14 protein-coding genes and 1 tRNA gene are annotated in these 21557 nt (G+C 48.4%); 6 read left to right on the top strand and 9 right to left on the bottom strand.

What is annotated here, in order from left to right; translation table 11 throughout:
- Positions 1-333 precede the first annotated feature (333 nt).
- Together K9N57_17510 and K9N57_17505 are read left to right on the top strand one after the other, a co-directional pair.
- Positions 334-2880 carry a T9SS type A sorting domain-containing protein gene (locus K9N57_17510; protein MCF7805977.1) on the top strand — a complete coding sequence of 849 codons (2547 nt, stop codon included), beginning with the start codon at positions 334-336 and terminating at the stop codon, positions 2878-2880.
- A gap of 111 nt (positions 2881-2991) precedes the next feature.
- Positions 2992-3414 (top strand): hypothetical protein, encoded by a 423-nt coding sequence (locus K9N57_17505; protein ID MCF7805976.1) that lies wholly within the window; start codon positions 2992-2994, stop codon positions 3412-3414.
- 459 nt (positions 3415-3873) lie between these two features.
- Here K9N57_17505 and K9N57_17500 read toward each other — a convergent pair whose 3' ends face one another.
- The 3 genes from K9N57_17500 to K9N57_17490 form a co-directional block, all read right to left on the bottom strand.
- Complete coding sequence (locus tag K9N57_17500; protein ID MCF7805975.1) at positions 3874-5169, bottom strand: SpoIIE family protein phosphatase; 1296 nt, start codon at positions 5167-5169, stop codon at positions 3874-3876.
- Positions 5170-5493: 324 nt separating this feature from the next.
- Positions 5494-5826 carry an STAS domain-containing protein gene (locus tag K9N57_17495; GenBank protein ID MCF7805974.1) on the bottom strand — a complete coding sequence of 111 codons (333 nt, stop codon included), beginning with the start codon at positions 5824-5826 and terminating at the stop codon, positions 5494-5496.
- A gap of 9 nt (positions 5827-5835) precedes the next feature.
- Positions 5836-6279, bottom strand: a complete 444-nt coding sequence (locus tag K9N57_17490; GenBank protein ID MCF7805973.1) for an ATP-binding protein — start codon at positions 6277-6279, stop codon at positions 5836-5838.
- A 608-nt stretch (positions 6280-6887) separates the two neighbouring features.
- On the opposite strand from K9N57_17490, the gene K9N57_17485 reads away from it, so the two are divergent.
- Positions 6888-8066, top strand: coding sequence for a hypothetical protein (locus K9N57_17485; GenBank protein MCF7805972.1), 1179 nt, complete (start codon positions 6888-6890; stop codon positions 8064-8066).
- Positions 8067-8142: 76 nt separating this feature from the next.
- On the opposite strand, the gene K9N57_17480 is transcribed toward K9N57_17485, so the two are convergent.
- Positions 8143-9813 carry a peptidase gene (locus tag K9N57_17480; protein ID MCF7805971.1) on the bottom strand — a complete coding sequence of 557 codons (1671 nt, stop codon included), beginning with the start codon at positions 9811-9813 and terminating at the stop codon, positions 8143-8145.
- A 170-nt stretch (positions 9814-9983) separates the two neighbouring features.
- Between K9N57_17480 and K9N57_17475 the strand changes: the two genes are divergently transcribed.
- From K9N57_17475 to K9N57_17465, 3 genes are all read left to right on the top strand, one after another.
- Positions 9984-10060, top strand: a tRNA-Arg gene (locus K9N57_17475).
- A 349-nt stretch (positions 10061-10409) separates the two neighbouring features.
- Positions 10410-11426, top strand: a complete 1017-nt coding sequence (locus K9N57_17470) for an NrtA/SsuA/CpmA family ABC transporter substrate-binding protein (protein MCF7805970.1) — start codon at positions 10410-10412, stop codon at positions 11424-11426.
- Positions 11423-14854, top strand: a complete 3432-nt coding sequence (locus tag K9N57_17465; protein MCF7805969.1) for a PAS domain S-box protein — start codon at positions 11423-11425, stop codon at positions 14852-14854. Before K9N57_17470 ends, K9N57_17465 begins: the two co-directional genes overlap by 4 nt.
- Before the next feature lie 740 nt (positions 14855-15594).
- Here K9N57_17465 and K9N57_17460 read toward each other — a convergent pair.
- From K9N57_17460 to K9N57_17440, 5 genes are all read right to left on the bottom strand, one after another.
- Positions 15595-15864: a hypothetical protein gene (locus K9N57_17460; GenBank protein ID MCF7805968.1), complete on the bottom strand. Its 270-nt coding sequence runs from the start codon at positions 15862-15864 to the stop codon at positions 15595-15597.
- A gap of 436 nt (positions 15865-16300) precedes the next feature.
- Entirely contained in the window at positions 16301-19540 is a 3240-nt protein-coding gene (locus K9N57_17455) for a PAS domain S-box protein (GenBank protein ID MCF7805967.1), read from the bottom strand.
- 37 nt (positions 19541-19577) lie between these two features.
- Positions 19578-20150 (bottom strand): hypothetical protein, encoded by a 573-nt coding sequence (locus K9N57_17450; protein MCF7805966.1) that lies wholly within the window; start codon positions 20148-20150, stop codon positions 19578-19580.
- 498 nt (positions 20151-20648) lie between these two features.
- Positions 20649-21008, bottom strand: a complete 360-nt coding sequence (locus tag K9N57_17445) for a hypothetical protein (protein MCF7805965.1) — start codon at positions 21006-21008, stop codon at positions 20649-20651.
- Positions 21009-21095: 87 nt separating this feature from the next.
- On the bottom strand, positions 21096-21335 hold the full coding sequence (locus K9N57_17440) for an SHOCT domain-containing protein (GenBank protein ID MCF7805964.1): 240 nt from the start codon (positions 21333-21335) through the stop codon (positions 21096-21098).
- Positions 21336-21557: the final 222 nt, after the last annotated feature.

Raw genomic sequence — 21557 nt, 5'->3', positions numbered from 1 at the left:
CGACCGTCGGTCGGTACAATAATTACATAACCAGGAACCGGTTGTCAAGACAATTTTTGCCAACTCTAGGTGGAACGGTAATTGAGCAAAGTATTTTATCGTTTCTTTCAAATTTTTATGCTATTCGCTGATACTCTTTAAAAAGATTACCAATTTTGTCACTTTTTTCTTGTCATTGCTTTCGCATATATCTAACATAAAACCATCCCAAATTGTAAGCAGCCTGCCACTTTCCGATTCACAGACTTTTCTTTACAAAGATGTTCGAAGTGCTGCATTTGCACGGTTAGTAGTTTGCACCCGTGTCTTCGAATTCAACGTCAGGGAGGTTCTATGTTCGTATTGCAAAAAAATCGTCTTTTCTTACTTCTGGTTGCACTGCCATGCTTCCTGTTTTCTCAGGTCACCTGGGAAAACATCGGTCCCGGCGGCGGCAGCGACCTGCACTTTATGGAAGTCCATCCGGAGAATGCCGATATCATTTACATCGGCGGCGATATTATGGGGATCTTCAAAACCACGGACGGTGGGGAGTCATGGACAAATATTAACGGTAATCTCGCCCAATCTCTCTATGGTGGAGACGTCTACTGGATGAACGACATCGTCCTCGATCCGGCAGATCCTCAGACAATCTATATTGCCACCTCGGTCGGACTGTTTCGCAGCACCACCGGAGGAGGTAACTGGGAGATGTTATATCCTGATGTTATCGATAATGAAGATGCACCTAGATCAGTCGGAACAGTTGCCATGGATTCCACTAAATATCGCATGTTTATTGGTCTCGGCAATGCAGCGAGCGGTTCCTGGGGAGATTTTGAACAAACGCCGAATGGCGCTGATTACTGGGGAGTGTTCAGAAGTGTTGGTGCAGGCGACAGTTGGAAAGAATTAAGTGTGGGGCTCGCAGATGGTGCACACATCCATTCCATTGTGATCCATCCTGATGATCCGAACAAGGTCATTCTCTCCTCAACCGACGGAATTTACAAAAGCACAAATGGAGGGGATACCTGGAGTCCCAGTAATACAGGACTGCCACACACGGATGCGCTCCAGATGATCGGGCGACACTATTGGGAACAGTACGGTCTGTATCTGTCGATTAAAACCCACGGCACGCCCGGCGATTCCACCACATTTCAGGGTGGGCTATTCATGAGCACTGACTTCGGCGATACCTGGACAGATATCACCGGCAATCTGCCAACTTATGATCGCTGGGACAACCTGTTTTACAATTACTGGAAGTTTGACGTGAACCCAAAAAATCCGGAAATGATCGTGACCGGAATGACTCAGGGCAGCGGATACGAAGATCCCGGCCTGTACATCACCTGGGATCTCGGAAACGAGTGGGAGTACATGGCCTCAGCTCATACCATGGGGGGCTGGCTTGAATCAGACTGGCACTGGGACCCGTATATCTTTGGCATAAAATATTCGCCTTCGGATACGAGTCGTCTCACATCAATTGGCATCCAAGTCGATATGAGCGATGATGGTGGCTGGACGTGGGGGCAAAAATACGCTGCGGATGTCGACGGAGCCTGGCACGGGAACGGACTTGAACTTATGAACACCGAAACTGTCGCATTTGATCCCAGTGATCCGGATGTCGTGTACGTCGGATACGATGATATGGGACTGTTCCGCTCCGATGATGCCGGCTATTCCTACCATCGTCTCGACCCGCACCAGGATCCGGATATCGGTAACCTCTCCGATGTGGATGCGGTGAAGGATATCCGAGTGGACATCGAAAATGGCGACCTGTACATCAGCCGCTATCAAGGTTCTCAGGGCGGATATGATGAGGGATTTTCATCCGGCGGCATCGTTTACAGCGATGATATGGGCGCAACACAAACCGATATTACCGGCGACCTCCCGAACGGTCGCAGTGACCTGGTGCTGGATCAGCAATCGGGGTCCCCAGGCAACCGCACCCTGTATGCTGCGATTTATCATCACGGCGTGTACAAATCCACGAACAGCGGTGGAACCTGGTCCGCGGTGAACACGGGTCTCGGCTCTGATGCGGAACTGGTCTGGGAAATCGCCATCGATCCGAACAACTCAGATGTGCTGTATCTCGGGCTGAATCACTGGGGCGCGGAGGAAAAGAGCCTGTACAAAACAACAGACGGTGGCGCCAACTGGTCGCTGGTCAGTGATTTTCCGGCCGGCGACGTGATGGCGGTCTACGTGGATCGCACCAGTACGGTATATGCATCAAATACGGATAATTTTGAGTGGAATTATGCCGGCGCGCTGGCCCGGTCCGCTGACGGTGGTGACACCTGGGAGGATATCCTGGATCATTCCAGGGTAATCGACGTACAACTCCATCCGATTTACGACAATGTGCTCCTTGCCGCCGGACAGCAGTGGTACAAATATGACAATACCGGGAAAGGCGGGGCGCTGTACCTGAGCGACGATAACGGAACCACTTGGGATGTCATCTCACACGAAGTGGCCCATACCTTCTTCAATGCGGCCCGGTTCAATCCACATGAGCCACAGGAAGTCTATGCTACCACCGCCGGCGGCGGCATGTGGCGCAGCAGCAATGTACCGGTTTCTGTGATGGATGAAACCGAACTCCCGACCGGGTTTACCGTCAGCCAGAATTATCCGAACCCGTTTAATCCGGTGACTTATATCTCCTTTACTGTTCCGGTGCGAACATGGGTCACGATCGCGGCATATAATCTCCGGGGGGCGGAGATCGGCCGGCTAGTGGATTCAGTCATGTCGCCCGGAGAATATACCGTCCCATTCGATGGCTCGGACCTGGCCAGTGGCATCTACCTGTATACGATAAAAGCAGGAGGGTATCAACACACAAAAAGGATGCTGCTCATCAAATAAAAATATTCATTTCTTTTCTCTGAATTTCAGAATAATATTATATGTAACCGTTAATAATTGTGACAGAGAAGAGTATTTTTTCTGTTTAATTCTTATTCAAAGGAGAATTCTATGCGTAGTAAACCTGTCCTCTTAATTTCAGGCCTTATAGCGTTGTTTTTTGTCTCTGGCTGTGCGAACAGCGGCGCCTTTCTATCATCCCATCAGACCAGCGTGGAGCTATCCGAGGCAAACTATAAAATTGTTGCCACCGATGTGACTGGCTCATCCAGCCTGGCATTCCTCATGGGGGCGAGTTACTCATTTGGAGCGGCGAGCAACGCTATGGGAATTTTCCGGGTGGAAGGGACGGGCGCTGTCTATCAGGAAGCTCTTAGTGATCTCTGGAATAATGTGAAAGCCACTGCCGGCAGCACCGAAGGTGAACCCATAGCTCTGGCCAACGTGCGTTATGATTCAGAGATGCTAAACCTGTTCTTTTACACCAAACTCACAGTGAACGTACGTGCTGATGTGATCAGATTTCAGAAATAAAAAGGATTTTTCACCGAATGTAAAAAAAGGGTGTCGTAGTCACATCGACACCCTTTTTTGGTCCAATACTATCACCGCTTTATAAATCACCGACTCATATTACAACGTCCGTTCTCGGATACAGCACACCGCATCCCTCGAACTCAACTTGGTCTTTATATGCCGGCCGGGTCAGGTTTCAGTTTATCGTACATCCAGCTGATACTGGTATTCAGTGAAAAAGCAACCACACCTTTAAGAGTTTCATGGCAGTTCCTCCATTCCGTTTATGTCTCGGATTGTTTGTGTTGATAGGTCTGACACGTGCGGCAGTACTGAACTAAATAATAGCGGTGTTTGATTTTTCAGTCAAGATAAACTAAAACTTCGAACAGGTACACAAATATGTTGAGTCCCACCGAAGGCAAATGCGATTCGGCGGTAATTCAACCCGATTCCGGATTCGGGGGCAATTTGCTACTATTTCTTGTCCAATGCCTTCAGAATAACAACCGTGCGATCATCGCTGTAATTCACTTCGGTGGAGAGGTAATCGGTCACGGCCTCTTCCAGTTTATTGATGATATCAGCAGGATGTAAATCACAGTTTTGACGGATCACATCGATGATCCGATGTTCCCCGAATTCATCCCAGTTGGCATCCGGTGCCTCGGAAAATCCGTCCGAATACACTACCAGCATATCACCCGGGAGAATTTCAATCGTTTCCTGCTTGTAGACCGCGTCCGTAAACAACCCCACCGGCACCCCCCCGGTCCGGAGACGAATCAGGTCGCCATTTCGGAAAAGCAGCGGCGGATTGTGTCCTGCATTGATATAGGTCATCATCCAGTTGGAGGTGTCCAGCACTGCATAAAAAAGCGTCGTAAACTCTTCCAGGTTCGTATCCTTGATGAGCGCCTTGTTGACCCGTCGAATTACCTCGCTCATTGAGTAAACGTTTTCCGCTTGTACCCGCAGGGACGTCCGGACCGCCGCCATGAGCAGCGCGGCCGGAATGCCTTTCCCGGACACGTCACCCAGCGCTATGCCGATATTATCTTCCGGCAATTCAATATAATCGTAAAAATCGCCGCCGACTTCCTGACAGGCACGATTCCATCCCGCCAAACTCATGCCCTCGATATCCGGGACTGTGGACGGCATAAACCGGTTCTGTATATCCGCTGCAATTTTCAGCTCATGTTCAATGGCTTCAAGGCTCATCAAATCCCGGTGTAACCGTGCGATGCTGATGGCTGCTGCAGCCTGGTTCGCCAGGATTTTAAACGTCCGGATCTCCTCCCGGTCAAACTCGTGTGGCTCGGACATAAAAATGGAGATGGCCCCAATCACCTTTCCGTCCTGGAGCATCGGCAGGGCCAGCATAGATTTGATCCCCTCTTCGAGTGCCTCTTCCAGATATTGCACCCGCTCATCAACGGAGACATCGGATACCTGCACGACTGAGCCACCCTGGTTCCTGTTCTCGATCATCTCCTTATAAATGCTTTTCTCTGCAACAATCGGCCCCTTCTCGATATACTGATTACTCAGGCCTCGCACGGCTTTCAGCTCCATTACACCCCGATCAGGATTATAGAGCCGTAGCGAACTGGCGCTAGATTCCAACGTCTGCGCCGCAATCTCAACTATCTCATTTAACAGGGTCTCAAGGTCAAAGCTGGAACTGGTCAGGAGGTTACTAATCGCATCTATGGCCGACAGCTGTTCCTGCACCACCTCAAACTGCCGTAATTTTTGCTCCGAATTCATAAAATGCCGCCTGTTATCTGTCCGTGGTATTCAAAGTCGTATGATTTTATCCTCTGATACCTTTATACGCAAGCTGTATTCCGGATAAAACAGGTTCACAATTTTTACTATTGACAATACTTTTGAACAAAGAAGATGAAATGTACGGAAGACAGATTTCGAAAGTTGTCCGACAATGAAGATCGGTTGACTCCCTCACGCCAGAGAATCATCGTCCTTCACACCAGCCGCACCAGTATCCACAATATCAGGTCGCCGGAGAATCGGATATCTCGCTTTGTAAAACGATCCGATGCACCGGCGTCTCCGATAAATAAAACAGGGTTACTGGAAGCTCTCCACCGCTTCTTCTACGGACTCGAATGATTCAAAGACGCTGGTGAGCTCCATCATATAAAAGACGCTCTCGATCTTCCGGGTCGCCCGGGCGATCTTTATGTCGCCCCCCGCATTCCGCAGGGACGTGGCAGAAGCCAGCATAGCACCGAGCCCGGTACTACTGAACCACTTGACCTTCCCCATGTCGACGACCACCTTCATTTTATCCTGCTCAATCAGGTCCTTGACGTACGGATGGAGATCTATGCTTTCGTTCATCATTTTGCCGGATAGTGTCAGTACAGTGACATCTCCATCTTGTGACTCTTTAATCCGCATAATGAAACCTTACTCCTCTCTTGGTTGACCATCGATGAATTTTATCAATGTCACCACATTCAATTCGTTCGTTTCCCGTTCATAATGCACCTCGTCCATCAGACGTTTCATGATCGGAATTCCCAGTCCACCTTCTTTATATTCCATAAAATTGTGTTCGATGCTGAACGGCTTGACGCCGCTGAAGTCAAACGCCTCGCCCCGATTTCTCACCACGGCCACAATCGCAGTATCACTGAGTCGAAGTTCCAGTTCAAAGGATGGATCCTCCGGGGCAGCTGGTTTGTGATACAACGCATTGTGGCAGGCTTCGGCTACAGCCCGTTCAATGATATCGGCTTCCTGTTCTTCAATACCCTGTTGCAATGTCGCAAAGTGTACCAGACGACGAATTCGGTGATAATGTTTCTTTCCCCCAGTAATGACTACCGTATATTCCGATTGGTCACTCACCGAATTTTACAAGGTTGCATTGAAGTTTCTCCGCGATGCCGGTTCACTCAATCCTATCTCTAACCATTTGTTAGCTTATAAAAATTCAGGAAAATATCCTATTGCAATTTTCCGTGAACCAGGTTGACTCCATATCCGTGCTTATTCTTTCGGTAATATCTCCTTGTTTATATATCTACGAATCTGATGACAGAGATTGGTCAACCGCCTCCTCAACTTTATCCATGTGATGGCTTGGAGATCACCCTTCTCCCCTTATCGATCTTATGAAGATAATTGTCATACAATTTTCCTACAGATTCTTTTTGTACTATTTAAACGGTTAATTAATTAACTTAAGGCTACAATTAAATCGAGACATAGGGAGCGCGATCACCGTCTCTGGCATTTCAGGTTGATCGGTCTTTAGATATAATATTCGACGGCTGCACCCTGAGGCTAGTGGAAAAATTTTTAATAAGCAAAGTATGATTCCAAGGAGTTTTTGAATGTGGTCGAAATTAAAAAATATTTTATTAAAAAATCTCTTCAAATTTATACCGATTCTCGCAGGGATACTAATTTTCCTCTCTCCACCCTCGCTGGCGCAACAAGCATCTGAGACTCAGATGATACGTACCCCAAAAGTGTTCATCGATTGCAATCGGTGTGATGATGACTATATCCGGACAGAGATCGATTACGTGGACTACGTCCGGGACCGCCGAAATGCCGATGTCCATGTCTTGATTGCTAACGTCCCTGCCGGGGGCGGTGGAGAGCAATACACGGTTACCTTCCTGGGAAGAAACCGCTTTGCGGGTATTAACGATACCACAATTTTTTCCACAAATAGCACCATGTCCAACGATGCTGTGCGACAAAAACTGGTACAGGCAATTGAAATCGGGCTGTTGCCGTACGTGTCAAAAACAAAAATGATCGAAAACATCACGCTTGATGTAACCGCCGACATTAAAGAAGAGGTGGAAGACCCCTGGAATTATTGGGTGTACGAACTGGAATTATTTGGCGATCTTGAGGGTGAAGAATCCCGGGAAGAACACCGGGTATTTGGAGCGGTGAATGCCGAACGGGTAACCAAAGATCTCAAACTCGATTTTCGGGCGGACGGCCATGTTCGGGAGGAACAGTTTACCTTCACTGATAGCGCCGGAAATGAGATAACGGCCACGAGTAACCGACAATGGTGGAATATATTTGGCAACGTGATCCCGACCATTAATGACCATTGGGCCTATGGTGGGTTTTTCCGGACAAATTCCAATTCCTATCGAAATATTGATCTTTCCTACGAATTTTTCGGAGGGATTGAATATAATATTTTCCCTTATCCGGAATCAGTTCAGCGCGAATTCAGGCTTCAATACAGATTGGGATATATCCACTACGATTATGTTGAAGAGACGCTGTACAATAAAACAGAGGAGGGGCTATTTAAAAACCGGTTTGAGGCTATTGTCACATTTACCCAGCCGTGGGGGGAAACGGTGACTACCCTGGAAGCCTCATCCTATCTGAACGATTTTTCGAAAAACCGTGTCGTGTTTGACGCTGAACTGGAGATTTTTCTGTTCGAAGGTTTTTCTCTGGATATCAACGGTCGCTACTCCATCATCAACGATCAAATCAACCTGGCAAAGGGTAATCTTTCTTCAGAAGATGTCCTTCTGCGACAGCAGGAGCTTGCAACAAATTACGAATATAATTTACGGGTAGGTATTAGCTATACATTTGGATCGATTTATAACAATGTGGTCAACCCTCGCTTCGAACCCCGGTTTTAAGGACGCGAATTTCCCACCAGAATTTTCCCGGCGAAGGACAACGCACTCGCCTCTTTACCCGGGAATTCACACTGAATTATTCCATCATCTCCTGTTGGTATTCGTAAACCGGTCTGATATCCACCGGTACACCGGAGAGTTCTGCGATGACAGTTTCCATCTCAGGGGAGAGCACCCCATAGGTGCCGATTAATTCTTTGGCACCGAGATAATCACCAGTCGCCTGAATCGTCAATAACGTTGTCGCCAGCGATTCGGTCACTTCATAGACTTTATCAAAGTTCACGCGGACAGTCCGCGCCGATTCATCATACTCGTATGCGCCCTTATCCAGAAAATAGTTAAAGATGATGGCGTTCCCGGCCCCATGGGCAGAACCGATGCCGAACCGGGCCGACCGAAAAATACCGGCCAAATACGTCACCCAGGTCTCCTGGACCATGGATTCCGGATACTCACCCTTTTCCACCATAAAAATATTGTTATACATCCCAAGGATGTCCGCCTTGCACTCCTCAATAGTGGAATACGTTTCTTTCAGTTCATCGCGGACTTCCGTCTCACGTCCATCCACGGTGATATACCCCGGTCCGATACCGTGAGACATTTCGTGCATCAATACGTGGTCGAAAAATGCATTGAATGTCACATATTCCAACTGCTGTGACTCTAATATTTTCCCGGCGATGGGGCGGAGCAGTTTATCGAATTTTGCCTCGTTGACATTTTTCAACAGCACCTTTTTCGAGCCCTTGGCTTTCCGGACCCGCTCATCATTCGGGAGATTAAACGCCAACGTCTGGACACCGGCTTTTGTATCTCCCGCAGAAAAGACCTCCTGGGCCACGACTATCGGGGATTCCGATCCGCGGTCGGGATTTTTATACTCCTCCGGGATAGGCAGATGCTGCTCCATCTCCGTAAGATATTCCGCAAATTTAGCCACCTTGGCGCTCTCCTCCGGATCCCGGAGTGTGATAAAACACTCGAACGCCGCCTTGTAATTAAACAGTGCATCCTCGTATACCTCGTACGGCCCGATCACCACCTCAATCAGGTGATCTTCCATATCCATCCACGCCATATCGCTCTCGTAATAATCATTCGACAGGAATGCATCTGCCCGTGTATTCAGGTACCGCTTCACCGTGGGATTTTCCGCGAACTTTGCCGCTTCCCTGAGATAGTTCGCCGCCTCAGTCAGTCGCTCGTTGTAATACTCGCTATACGGTATCGCAACCAAATCACCGTTCCGTCTTCGGATCATCGTATACTCGCTCTCAAACGCCTCTTCGTCCTCCGGATGCTCCTCAATCCAGCGATTGAACTCTTCCCGCGTCATATCGCCGGGATAGTAGTTGGCACCTGCCGGTTTCTGATTATTCCCATAGAACGGCTTATTGCCATCCAACCGATCGAACGGTCCGAACATGATATTAAAGAGTTCCATCTGCAGATTCGCTTTTTCGCCGGTTTGTGTCTGAAGCTCCCGTTTTATCTCCGGATTTTCTTCGTACACTTGATCCAGAAACAACGAATCCATAATGACCGCAGCGTGGTACAAATTTTCCACAACCTTCCGCTGATTCGTATCCATCAAGGAGTGATCGTAGGTGATTTGGGTTTTTGCGAACCGGTTAATTCTTTCCCGTAGCATTTCGGTATCCGCTCCTGTATTCTGAGAGTGAATAGTGATCGGAAGACAGATGAGACAGACAATCAGACTAATTCTGTTCGTTAAACGCATTAACTTCCCCCGTCCTGACATCAAAGATAGTTGGACGAATTTACGGCATAACGGCAATTGATACAATCCTGAACCCGCAAACCAAGGCCGGGTATTTCAGACTTTCCGCTTCTCAAAGGCACTTCCCCTTTTTATATTTGACCGCTTCAGATGATAACTAACGCATTTATGCGCCCGTAGCTCAACTGGATAGAGCAGCGGACTTCTAATCCGCAGGTTGCGTGTTCGAGTCACGCCGGGCGTACCATTAGAAAGCCTTGTAATCCTTGTATTTCAAGGGATGCAGGGCTTTTTGTTTGGGTGGCCATTTCTGACCGCCCCCCGCATAAACCGCATATTCCGCAGTAGTTTGTCCGTATATTGTCCACAGAGATCCGGGGAATTAACCCGCGCTGAAGCCTTAAATTCTATGCATTTCTGGAGATATCCTATTCAAATTAGAATGACTATTTTTCGTATGTTGTACATTTAAACGCCGGCACCGTTGAATAATTCAACAATTTTAATATATTTGATGAAAATCACACCCCCTAATTTGTATGTTGCCAAGAGAACCGGTATTATTCTGACAATCTTTAGAAGAAGTGAGGGTGGGGATGAGATCGTTCAAATATACGGAACCCATCGTGCTGTTGTTGAGTCTCATGATGGGACTCTTCGGGTGTCAGGAGCGGCCTCCACCTACGGAGGTTCGGGTGGGCACCAATCCATACCTGGGCGATTTGGCCACCTACGTCGCACTGGAGCAAGGGTATTTCTCCGATCAGGGATTGCAAATTGATCTGGTGAAGCAACCCTCCGGCGTTAAGGCTCTGACCTTATTATTCCAGCAGGAAGTCGATATTGCGCATGTTGCCGACCTGCCGATAGCCTATATCGCGTTGAATCCCACGAAGTACACAAATACGTCCCCACCTCCCATCTATATTTTTGCGGATTTAATCTACAGTACCCATCTCCAGGGCATTCTCACCCGCACCGATCACGGCATTACCAGCCCTGCCGATCTCCCGGGAAAACGGATTGGCATGGATATGAATACCTCGCTTGAGTATATGTTTGATACGTTTCTGCTAGAAAACAACCTGACCCGGGAAGAAATGGAACTGGTGGATCTCAATGTCAACCGGTCAGCCGATTCTCTGCTTGCAGGATCCATTGATGCCATGGCCTCCTGGCAACCGTATTTATACGAAACAGAAAAACAACTCGGCCAGAAAGCGCTCCGGATGGATCCGGTGTTGAATTATCGTATTGCGTGGCTGGCGACCACGACGCAGGCATTTGCCGAGAGGAATCCCGAGGTGCTGATCCGCTATCTGGAGGCATTGCAATCGGCGAATCAGTACATCAAGCGACACCCGGATTCAGCCATGGGGACTTTGGCACATCACACGGGTGTGGACACCTCGGTCATCCGGGGAATTTGGAATATTGTGGACTATCAACTGTCGCTCAGTGAGCCGTTAATCTCGACACTCGAAGACCAGGCGCGGTGGATTCTCCGGAACGACGGTCAGGTCCCGCATGACAGCATACCGGATTTTACGAAATTCATCTATTTTAACGCCATGGAATCCGTTCACCCGGAAGGGATTACAATAATCCGATGACTATTCAAAACCGCCTGACCTTCGTCGCTGGTGGAGTGATTGGTACGGTGGTAGTTCTGTTGGTGATCTATCTGTTCTCTTACCAGCAGATCTCCAAGGAAATTCAGGAAGCTGAAACCCTCACGGACTTTGCCAATGAACTCGTGGAACTGAATCTGCTCACGGCAGAATACCTCACATATAAGGAACCCCGAACCTATCGGCAGTGGCAGGCCCAGTATCAGGATATCCAAGCACAGCTGGAGCCCGTGGACTCCCTGTTAGATCTTCATATTATTCGTTCTACGTTCCGCTCCCTGGGGACGACCTTCACGATGTTGGATAGCGTCATCCGACAGCAAAACAGGCAATCGAAGGCTTCCACCAGGATTCAAGGAAACAATTTACGCGAGCAGTTGGTCTCCCGGATCTCCAGCCATTTACGCATCGAAACGCAGAAACTCATAACATTGGCGATTACCGAAGCGCAAACTGCCCGGCAGGAGGTGCAGCATCTCCATCAACGGAATCAATGGATTCTGATTTTACTCTCTATATCACTGATTGGCGGGTTGGGGTATAGCATGTATCGCAATATCCGCAATATCATCCAACCATTGCGGAATTTAGAGGACAAAGCCTCCAGGATCGAACTCGGGGATTTCGAGACACAGATCGACATAGAGGGGCCTCCGGAAATTACACGGGTTGGACGATCACTCAATGCGATGCGGCAACGTTTAGTGGATCTCCTCCGGGAAAACGAGAACAAGGTCGAGGCACTGCGCAGGGCAAAAAACAGAATACAGGCGCAGATTGAAAACTCTCCGCTCGCGATTATCGAATGGGATGCGGAATTCCGCGTAGCGCAATGGACAGGCCAGGCGGAAGCTTTCTTTGGGTGGAATGAAGCCGAAGTCCTGGGTAAAAACCCGGAAGAGTGGCAATTTGTTCACGAAAAAGATGCTGCGGAAGTCGACCGGATCATGAACAAACTGTTGTCAGGAGAGAACGCACGCAACATTTCAACCAACCGGAACTACACGAAATCGAGTGATGTAATCACCTGTCAGTGGTATAATTCCGCCATCTATGATAATCAGGGACAGCTCCTGTCGATCTATTCCATTGTTGATGATATCACCGATCGGAAAGAGATGGAGAGTCAGTTACGCAGAAACCTGAACCTGTTCTCCAGCCTGATAAATAATGTTCCGGGCGGGGTGATTGTCGAGGATGATGATCACATGATAACGCATGTGAATCAACAGTTTTGTAACCTGACGGGATTTGAAAGTCCGGATGCTGTAATCGGGAGGAAGGGCGGTGAGGCGTTCAGAGAAGTAGATGATCTCTTTGAAGAGCCGGAAAAGTTCTATCACGGAATCCAGGAACGCATACAAAAGAAAGAACGGGTAACCAGTGAAGAAATCCGGCTGACAGACGGGCGGATCCTTGAACGGGATTACGTCCCGATCTCTCTCGGTGACGGACAAAATGAAAACCTCTGGTTGTACAGGGATATCACAGAACGAAAACAGGCCGAGGCGCGATTAAAGGAGAGTGAAGCCCGGTTCCGCCAGATCGCCGAAAACATAGAGGAGGTCTTTTATATCACAGATCCGGACAAAAATAAAATGCTCTATATCAGTCCGGGATATGAGGAAGTGTGGGATCGCCCGGTTGACGAATTATATGAAAAAGCCACAGCCTTTCTGCTATATATCCACCCGGAAGACCGCGAGCGGGTGCAAGACCGACTGCCCCTGCAAAAGACAGGCGAATTTGATGAAACCTATCGCATCATCCGTCCAGACAATTCGATCCGGTGGGTACGCGACCAGGCCTATCCCATCGAAAATGAAGACGGCGAGGTGTACCGGGTGGTCGGGGTTGCCCAGGATATCACGGATTTGATTGAAACCCAGCAGGCGTTGCGCAAGTCCGAAGCCCTGTTCCGGGGGATCGTTGAAAACATGGAAGAGGGATTTTATCGGACAACACCAGCGGGAGAAATTCGGATGGTTAACCCGCAATTCGCCCATATGCTGGGGTACGACGTTCCAGATAAATTCGAGGGCCAGTTTATCTCCGAGCTTGACCATTTTCGGGAGTATCCCCGCGACGAGTTCATTGATACAATCTTGAACCACGGTGTGGTGCGCAACTTCCAATCAACCTGGATACACCGGGACGGTCACGAAATTACTGTCAAAGAAAACGCTCATGCCGTGAAAAACGATCAGGGTAATGTGCTCTATTATGAGGGCACCGTGGAGGATATAACCGAACAGAAAAAGCTCGAACAGCAACTAATCCAATCACAAAAAGTGGAATCACTGGGCCAGGTTGCCGGTGGTATAGCCCATGACTTTAACAATGTTCTGGCCACCATCAGCGGTGCGATACAAATGATCCAGGTCCAGATAGATGAGGGTGACATCGCCCACTATTTTGATATGGCATTTACAGCCATGGACCGCGGCGAAACAGTGACGGATCGCCTGTTAACCTTTACCCGTTCAGGGACACCGCAAGTGGAGCCGGTTGCATTGCAGGCGTTGCTCTATGATATCCAGAAAATGGCAGAATACACCCTGCCTGCGTCCGTAGATGTGACGGTGGAAAAATATGCTGCGAATGATTTGGTGCTGGCCGAACGGACCCAACTCCAGCAAGTCCTGATCAATATGTGTATCAACGCCGCTCATGCGATGGAGGAACAGGGCACGGTGACTCTCGGGATACGGGACGCGACGCCGGAGGAGTATCAAACGCACAAACCAGAAACAGACTCCCCATACCTCTGTATTGAAGTCACTGATACCGGTGCCGGGATGGACCGGAAGACCCAGGAGCGGATCTTTGAGCCTTTTTTTACTACCAAGGAACATGGGCAGGGCACCGGCCTTGGATTGGCAGTCGCGCAGAAGATCATTACCAATCACGATGGTTGGATTGATGTGGAGAGCGCCGTGGGGAAAGGGACCACTTTTGTGATCGGCTTGCCCATGACTGAGGATACTGTGGAATCCGAAGTACCGGAACAACCGATTATGGAGTATACTGCCAATGGTGAACAGATTTATCTCATCGAAGATGAATCGCCATTGCGCGCTTTATTACAGGAAACACTCGAATCCGTTGGTTATACAGTCACCACCGCCAAAAATGGTCAGGAAGGTATCGAACGATTTGAGACGCTGGAGAGCCCGGTGTCACTCCTCATCACTGATTTAGGCCTTCCGGATATGAGCGGAGAACAGGTGGCGGCAACTATTCGTGAGGATTATCCGGACCTCCCTCTGATTGCCATTACCGGGTATGTGGATGCCGAAAAAGATCGGAGTCTGAAGGACCAGGGATTTCAGGCAGTCCTAAAGAAACCGTTCGATTTACAGGAGGTACTGCATACCATACAAGCGGTGATCGAATCTGAGACACCATAGGAAATCCTTTCCCTGATCTTTATTGAGGGTACAACGCAGGCCCTGTCCTTCGGGATGGGGCCTTTTCATATCACACCTGTATTCGCACATTCCGAAATTTGTGTACCGCAGAGAACCTGTACGAAGGGGGACTGGCGCACCATCCAAAAGCTTTTCACCACAAGGGTAAGGGTTATAGAGTTTTTTATTTCCTGGTTTATTTTGGTATAGAGTGCCCTAATTTGTCTGAATAGTCACTAATTGTGTTAAATTTTCCACCGAACAGGGAATTACGTCAAATCTGTGTGGTCCCCAATGAGATACAAAGTGTAGATGTAACCACTGAATCTACCGATGAAAATGTCGTCGTTTTGGACTTTCTCATTTCCAGGATTACCCACACAGCCATGGAAAAAAATATTCGAATCACTAACCGGGGGGTGAAGAGGCAGATACGGAGAAATAGCCTGATTTGAATAGGAAAAGCCGGGAGAGAACCTGCCGGGATCCTTTTTTTAAAATTCTGGATATTGTGCAAACCCCGTCAAATAGGTTTTTCCAATAGCCTAACCAACAAAACCAATGGACAGGATAAACAGGATAAACCGGATTAGCGGATAAAAATATAGAAACCCTCACAAGGAATCCTGTCGGCAACTATTGCTTCGGCACGTTATACCAGAAGACTGTCGGAAGCTTATCTCTTCTTATTCTTCAAAAATTCTGACAAAAGATCTGCGTTCAACAAGCAGCAGCGGAACTCAGGATTTTCTCAGCGGAATGAGTTCCAGATTAAAATAGTGGGATTTGGCAAATGGTGCGTTCGTTGCTTTCAATTTAAAAATTGGATTTTCATCCCATATGCCTTTCCATTCCCGTCGGGAAATCTGTTCTAGTGAAAAATGGTCTCCGATTTCATCTTCCGATGGTTCCCGTCGTAAATGGGAATTCAGAAGTATTGAGATCTGACGAAGGATTGAATCCGCCTGCAAGTCAAAAACAGGCTCAAGGAGCGTTGTAAGATATTCCATGTGATGTTCCGGGATTTAAACTGACAATTATGATCATTGCATTGAATCGATAAGGAAACATGTGTATAGACAGAATAGAGAGCGGCTGGAGTTATCGAACACTTCTCAAACAGAGTTGTTTGGAAAAAGCGATGTTACCGAGACACAAATGATCTGTTCTGACTTTAATTAGGGGCTTACCATTCCATTGTCAAGCGATTATTGAACGATTTCACCAATTGATGTACTATGGACATATAGAATTATTGACGCTACCGTCTGTAGGATTTTGACCATTCACTGTGACGCGATCCAACCAAAATGCAGCCCCCCGGCTTTGCAGCCGGGGTTCCTGCTTTGACTCCGCCTTTCGGCGGAGTCTGGGCGGAATCCCGCCCAGAAAACCATTCATCCACGGGTTCACACACGTGGTTTTCTGGATGGCGGGATAAATTTTTCACCCATCCAGGATCTCCCGGACTTTCTGTGCCAGTGTATCGTGCATAAACGGTTTTTGTAAAAAGTGGACCCCTTCTTCCATTACACCTTTGTGGGCTATGATATCGGCGGTGTATCCGGACATGAACAAGATTTTCATTGCCGGATAAGACGATTGTAGCTGGTCAGCCAGGTCCCGGCCATTCATTTCCGGCATAATAACATCCGTCAGCAACAGGTGTATTCTGCTCTGAAAATCCCTGGCTTTCAGTAACGCTTCTTCTCCGGAATTTGCCGGGATCACCTCATACCCTAACTCGTTCAGCATAACTGTCCCAAGTTTTAAAATTGCAGGATCGTCTTCAACCAACAGGATGGTTTCGTTTCCCCGCTGAACGGAGCCTTCTGGTTTTTGCTCCGATTCAACTTCCTGTTTGCCCTCATAGCGGGTAAAGTAGATTTTAAAGGTGGTGCCTTCGCCTGGTTCGCTGTATACGTTAATAAAGCCATCGTTCTGTTTGATAATACCGTACACCGTCGACAGGCCCAACCCGGTCCCTTTTCCCTGGGGTTTTGTAGTAAAAAACGGTTCAAAGATCTGTTTAACCGTAGCTTTACCCATGCCATGACCGGTATCGCTCACCGCCAACATGACGTAATCTCCCGGAGAAAACCCCGGAGCCTCTTCGCAATACTCCGGAGTGAACGAAGCGTTTTGGGTCTCTATAGTCACTTTCCCTATCCCTTCGATGGCATCTCTGGCATTCACAAGCAGATTGGCAAGAATTTGATCAATCTGCCCCGGATCAAGGTGGACCGGCCAGAGATTAGCGCCCGGATACCATCCCAGGTCAATGTCTTCGCCGATAATGCGGTGGAGCATTGATAGCATTCCGGACACCGTTTCATTGAGATCCAGCATCTTCGGGATGGTATTTTGCTTTCGCGCGAAGGCCAGGAGCTGGCGTGTTAAATCCGCTGAATCTTTCGCGGATTGTTTTATCATGATCAATTTTTGATACAACGAGTCCGCCTGATTGACATGGGTCAGGGCAAACTCGACCTGGCCGAGGATCACGGTCAGTTTATTATTAAAATCGTGGGCAATTCCTCCGGCAAGCCGGCCGATAGCATCCATCTTTTGCGCCTGCCGCAGCTGGGCCTCCAGCTTTTCCCGATCCCGAATATCCCGGGCGATAATCATTATTTCCCTGGGGTCTCCTTCTTTGATAATCGGTACAGTTCTGATTTCAAACGGATTGGATTCTCCGTCCTTATTGAACACCGACAACTCGTAGGATTTGATAGCTGTATCGCCATCGAGTCTGCTTTGAAGACCTTCCCGGGTAATAGCCGCGTCTTCCGGCTGCATAAAATCTGTAATTTGCTTTCCGATTACCATAGAAGCTTTATACCCCAGCACAGCCTCTACCTGAGAATTTACGTAATTGATGCGCCCCTCCATGTCGATGGAAATAATCAAGTCTGGTGCCGTTTCCATCAACGCGCTGTACCGGCGTTCGCTCTCCCGTACCGCTTCTTCAGCGACCTTCTGGTCGGTAATATCAAGGATAACCCCGCTCCATATTTCCGGCGTGTCAGGCTTATGCGGACTGGGACGCGAAGTCAGCTGAATCCACTTTTCTTTCCCGGACGGCGGCCGGATCCGGACTTCCGACTGGAACATCTGGCCCGTTTCATTGGCCAGTCGATCCTCTTCCTGCAACCGTCCAATATCTTTCGGGTGCACCATATTCCAGAGAATGTTCGCGTCTTCCATTATCTCCACTGCCGGATATTCAAAGATCTCTTCACACTGTGGGCTGATATACAAAAATTTAGTGCGGCCATCGGGCCAGCGTTTATAATCGTACAGGACACCGGGGATGGTGTTAGCGATACGGGTGTACCGTTCTTCACTTTTTCGGAGTGCGCGCTCTGCCCGTTTTCGTTCGGTGATATCCCGGGTCACGGACATAATTACTGATTCACCATGGAGTTCCATAATCCGCGCAGACATTAACCCGATCCGGACATCGCCATCTTTGGTTACAAATTCGGCTTCCAGATTGTTAACCACTCCATTCTGTTGCAATCCGGCAACCAACCGCTCCCTGTCACTGGGATTGTTCCATATATTTAATTCCAGGGAGGTCTTTCCCAGGGTATCTTCTCTGGTATACCCGGTGCTTCTGGTAAACCCTTCATTGATGTCGATATAAAAACCATCGGACAACCGGTTAAGATTCACCGCATCCGGACTTGTTTGAAAGGCCACCCGGAACTTCTCTTCGCTTTCCCGGAGTTCCTGTTGCACCCCTTTACTTTCGGTAATATCAAAGATGTGTGAAAACAAGAGATCTTTCCCGCCCAGATTAATGAATCCGGTGTAAATCGCCACGTCAACTAATGAACCGTCAGCTATCTGATGCTGAAATTCGTAATAGTGATCCTCGCGTTGCCATGATTGGCGTATATGATTTTTTACTGCCTCCGGGGCCTGCACATTGATGTCCTCCGCAACGTTCATGGTTCGGAGCTGGTCCCGGGACCATCCGTAAAAATTTGCTGCCGCCTGGTTAGCGTCAACAATATCACCCGTCTCCGGATCCAGCAACCAGGTCGCCACATGATTATTTTCGAACAAACTGCGATAACGCTTTTCATTTTCCCTAATGGACCGATGAGTTCGCATTCTGTGCTCATGGTCTGCGATCAGTATTCCCAGCAGAACGGTGCCAAGCGGGTAAAACAGCAGGACGGGAGACCATATATCTCCGAGGATTTCCAAAGCCATATCAAAGGGTAAAAGCAGCTGGCAAACCAGCATTACCAGCGTGACCACCAGACCAAAGCCATATAATAAAACAGGATTTCGGTAATACTCCTGATCCTGCCACAGTCGATAAGCGGCGAATCCAAGCAGGGCTGCCCCGGCAATCGAACAAATACCGGGGAGGGTGCCGATCCCGCCGATCCACAATCGATAGGCGGAGGCGATGAGACTGGCAATCAACACCGAAAGGCCCCCACTGAAGAGTCCGGCAATGCTGATAACAATAGTGCGGCTGTCATATATCACGCCAGTCGCCTGCCGGACGGGGACGGTCATCACCAACATTGCTATAAGCCCAAAGATAATACCGCTAAGAATCTGATTACGCTTCCGGGATACGTTCAGGTAACGTAACACATAGCCATAAATCAGGCTAACGGTCACCAGCAGAGTAATATTGAGTAAAATTTCTTTATATACCATAAGGAAGGGGGCACCGGGTTAATTGTGGTTATTTGTTCTATTCTTTGGCAATCAACTTCTTTTGTTGAGCCATACATTCGGAACAAATTCCGTGGGTAAACTGAGGATACGGATCCCGGGAGAGCAGGGGATCAATCTGAATCGCTTCCTCAATATCCATCCAGCCTTGATCCGGAAGCTCGACCCGTTTGCACCATGAACACATGGACAGAAATCGATCCGATTTTTTACTGGTTTTGGATATCGCCTCCACCGGCTCCCGTGGTGCCGACTGATTCATGCGACAGATGAATTGAATACTCTCATCTTCTCCGGGGCGAAGCTCCATAATCATTTCCCGGCGAAGCGACGGAGCATCGCATCGGAACGGCAGAGTTATCGACTCCCTGTTTTCTCGCACAGCCGAAATGAGATTTTTATAATATCCCTTGGTAAGCTCCCCGGTGACATAGTTCCACAATGAACGTCCGATGACGCTACCGCCGGCGAGTTCTCTGCCATCATTTGCTCTAGCAAATGATTCGAAGTCCTCATTGACCGAACGAATGATATCATTACCATCGATGGTGTAAATGTATTCGGTGGTTTGTTTATCCGCCGTTATAATCATATGTCCTTTTCCAATGAAGCTTTAAACCGATTCAACCTTATATCGGAGAAATGACCGGCTTCACGAGTGAAATTTTCACTTGAGAGACTTTTCCGTAATATGGAGCCCCCCGGCTTTACAGCCAGGGTTCCCGCTTTGACTCCGTCACTGAGCGGAGTCTGGGCGGAATCCCGCCCAGAAAACCATTCATCCACGGGTTTACACACGTGGTTTTCTGGATGGCGGGATAAATTGATTCGCATTGTATTCGAATTACTCCTCCCCAACCCATAATCTCCGACATCCTTTATCATTGCTCTTCCGCCAGAGACTCATGCCTCCAGTCAAATCTGTCTTTTAAAACAATCTTTGGAATTTGGCTACATTTGACAGGGGTGTCAACAGTTTTCCAGCTCCAACGGCGCCGGTAGTTTACCCGGGATATAGTATTTCAGTTACTCTGGAGATGGATACGAACGTCCGCACATCCGCGAAACGCATTCATAGGATTTATCGGTATCAAAGCACCATTATGCCTGCTGATCCGACCATGGCGATAAGCATCACCATGCCGGGTTTGCGGTTTTTCAGCTCTGGCACCGCCATCCGGAGGAAGGGCAGCCCGCCGGAGAAAAAGACAATTACCGCAAAGATGGGTGTAATCCACCCGCTGCCGGCGAATTCCGGCATGGCAAAGCCCAGCCACTGCTGGATCATCGGGCTGTAGAGTATCACCGGCACCGAGAGCAGCAGCGACCACCAGAATTTCCGCCTGAACATCTGCTCGTGGCCGGAGTGGTCTACGGAATGTTTTTCGTCAGAATTATGGTTGTGACCGTAATTAGAATGAGTATTTCCCTTATCAGAATGATTCATCATAATCCTGCCTCGTCAGTAAAGTTACCTCCACAATACGAAAAGATTTAACCAGAACGGAAAAAGTCCAATTGGTAGTACTCTTTGTCTCTATAGTTTCTTCCGCATTTCATTAAACTCATCTTGAGTAATCTCGCCTCTAGCAAACCGTTTCTTCAAAATATCCAGCGGAGTTTCCTTCGAACTATCCACATTATGATACGATTGCTGGTTCGGTGGATTTTGATTGGTCAGTCGAACGACCGCCCAAATGGCCACACCGATAATTAGTAGCCAGATAATCCAGCCGAACCCCATGCCAAATCCCATACTGCCTCCGAATCCATGCATAATTATTACTCCTTTCATTTAGATATTGCGAAGCCGCTGATCCCGCGTCTCACGATCAGCGGCTCCGCATAATTTTCTCTCATTTTACGCATTCGTTAGTTCACGTTATTCGCAGAAAAATCCCAGCAGTACCCGTGTCCGTAATTTGCGTGCATATTCTGCCATTCGGATCCCATCAGAAATCCGTGATGATTCCCATAATAGGCCAGCTGATCGTCGGTC

It is taken from the genome of Candidatus Neomarinimicrobiota bacterium (assembly GCA_021734025.1).
Lineage (GTDB): Bacteria > Fidelibacterota > JAANXI01 > JAANXI01 > JAANXI01 > JAANXI01.
Note: the sequence above shows the minus strand (reverse complement) of the source record. Positions and strands in the feature narration are given on the sequence as shown.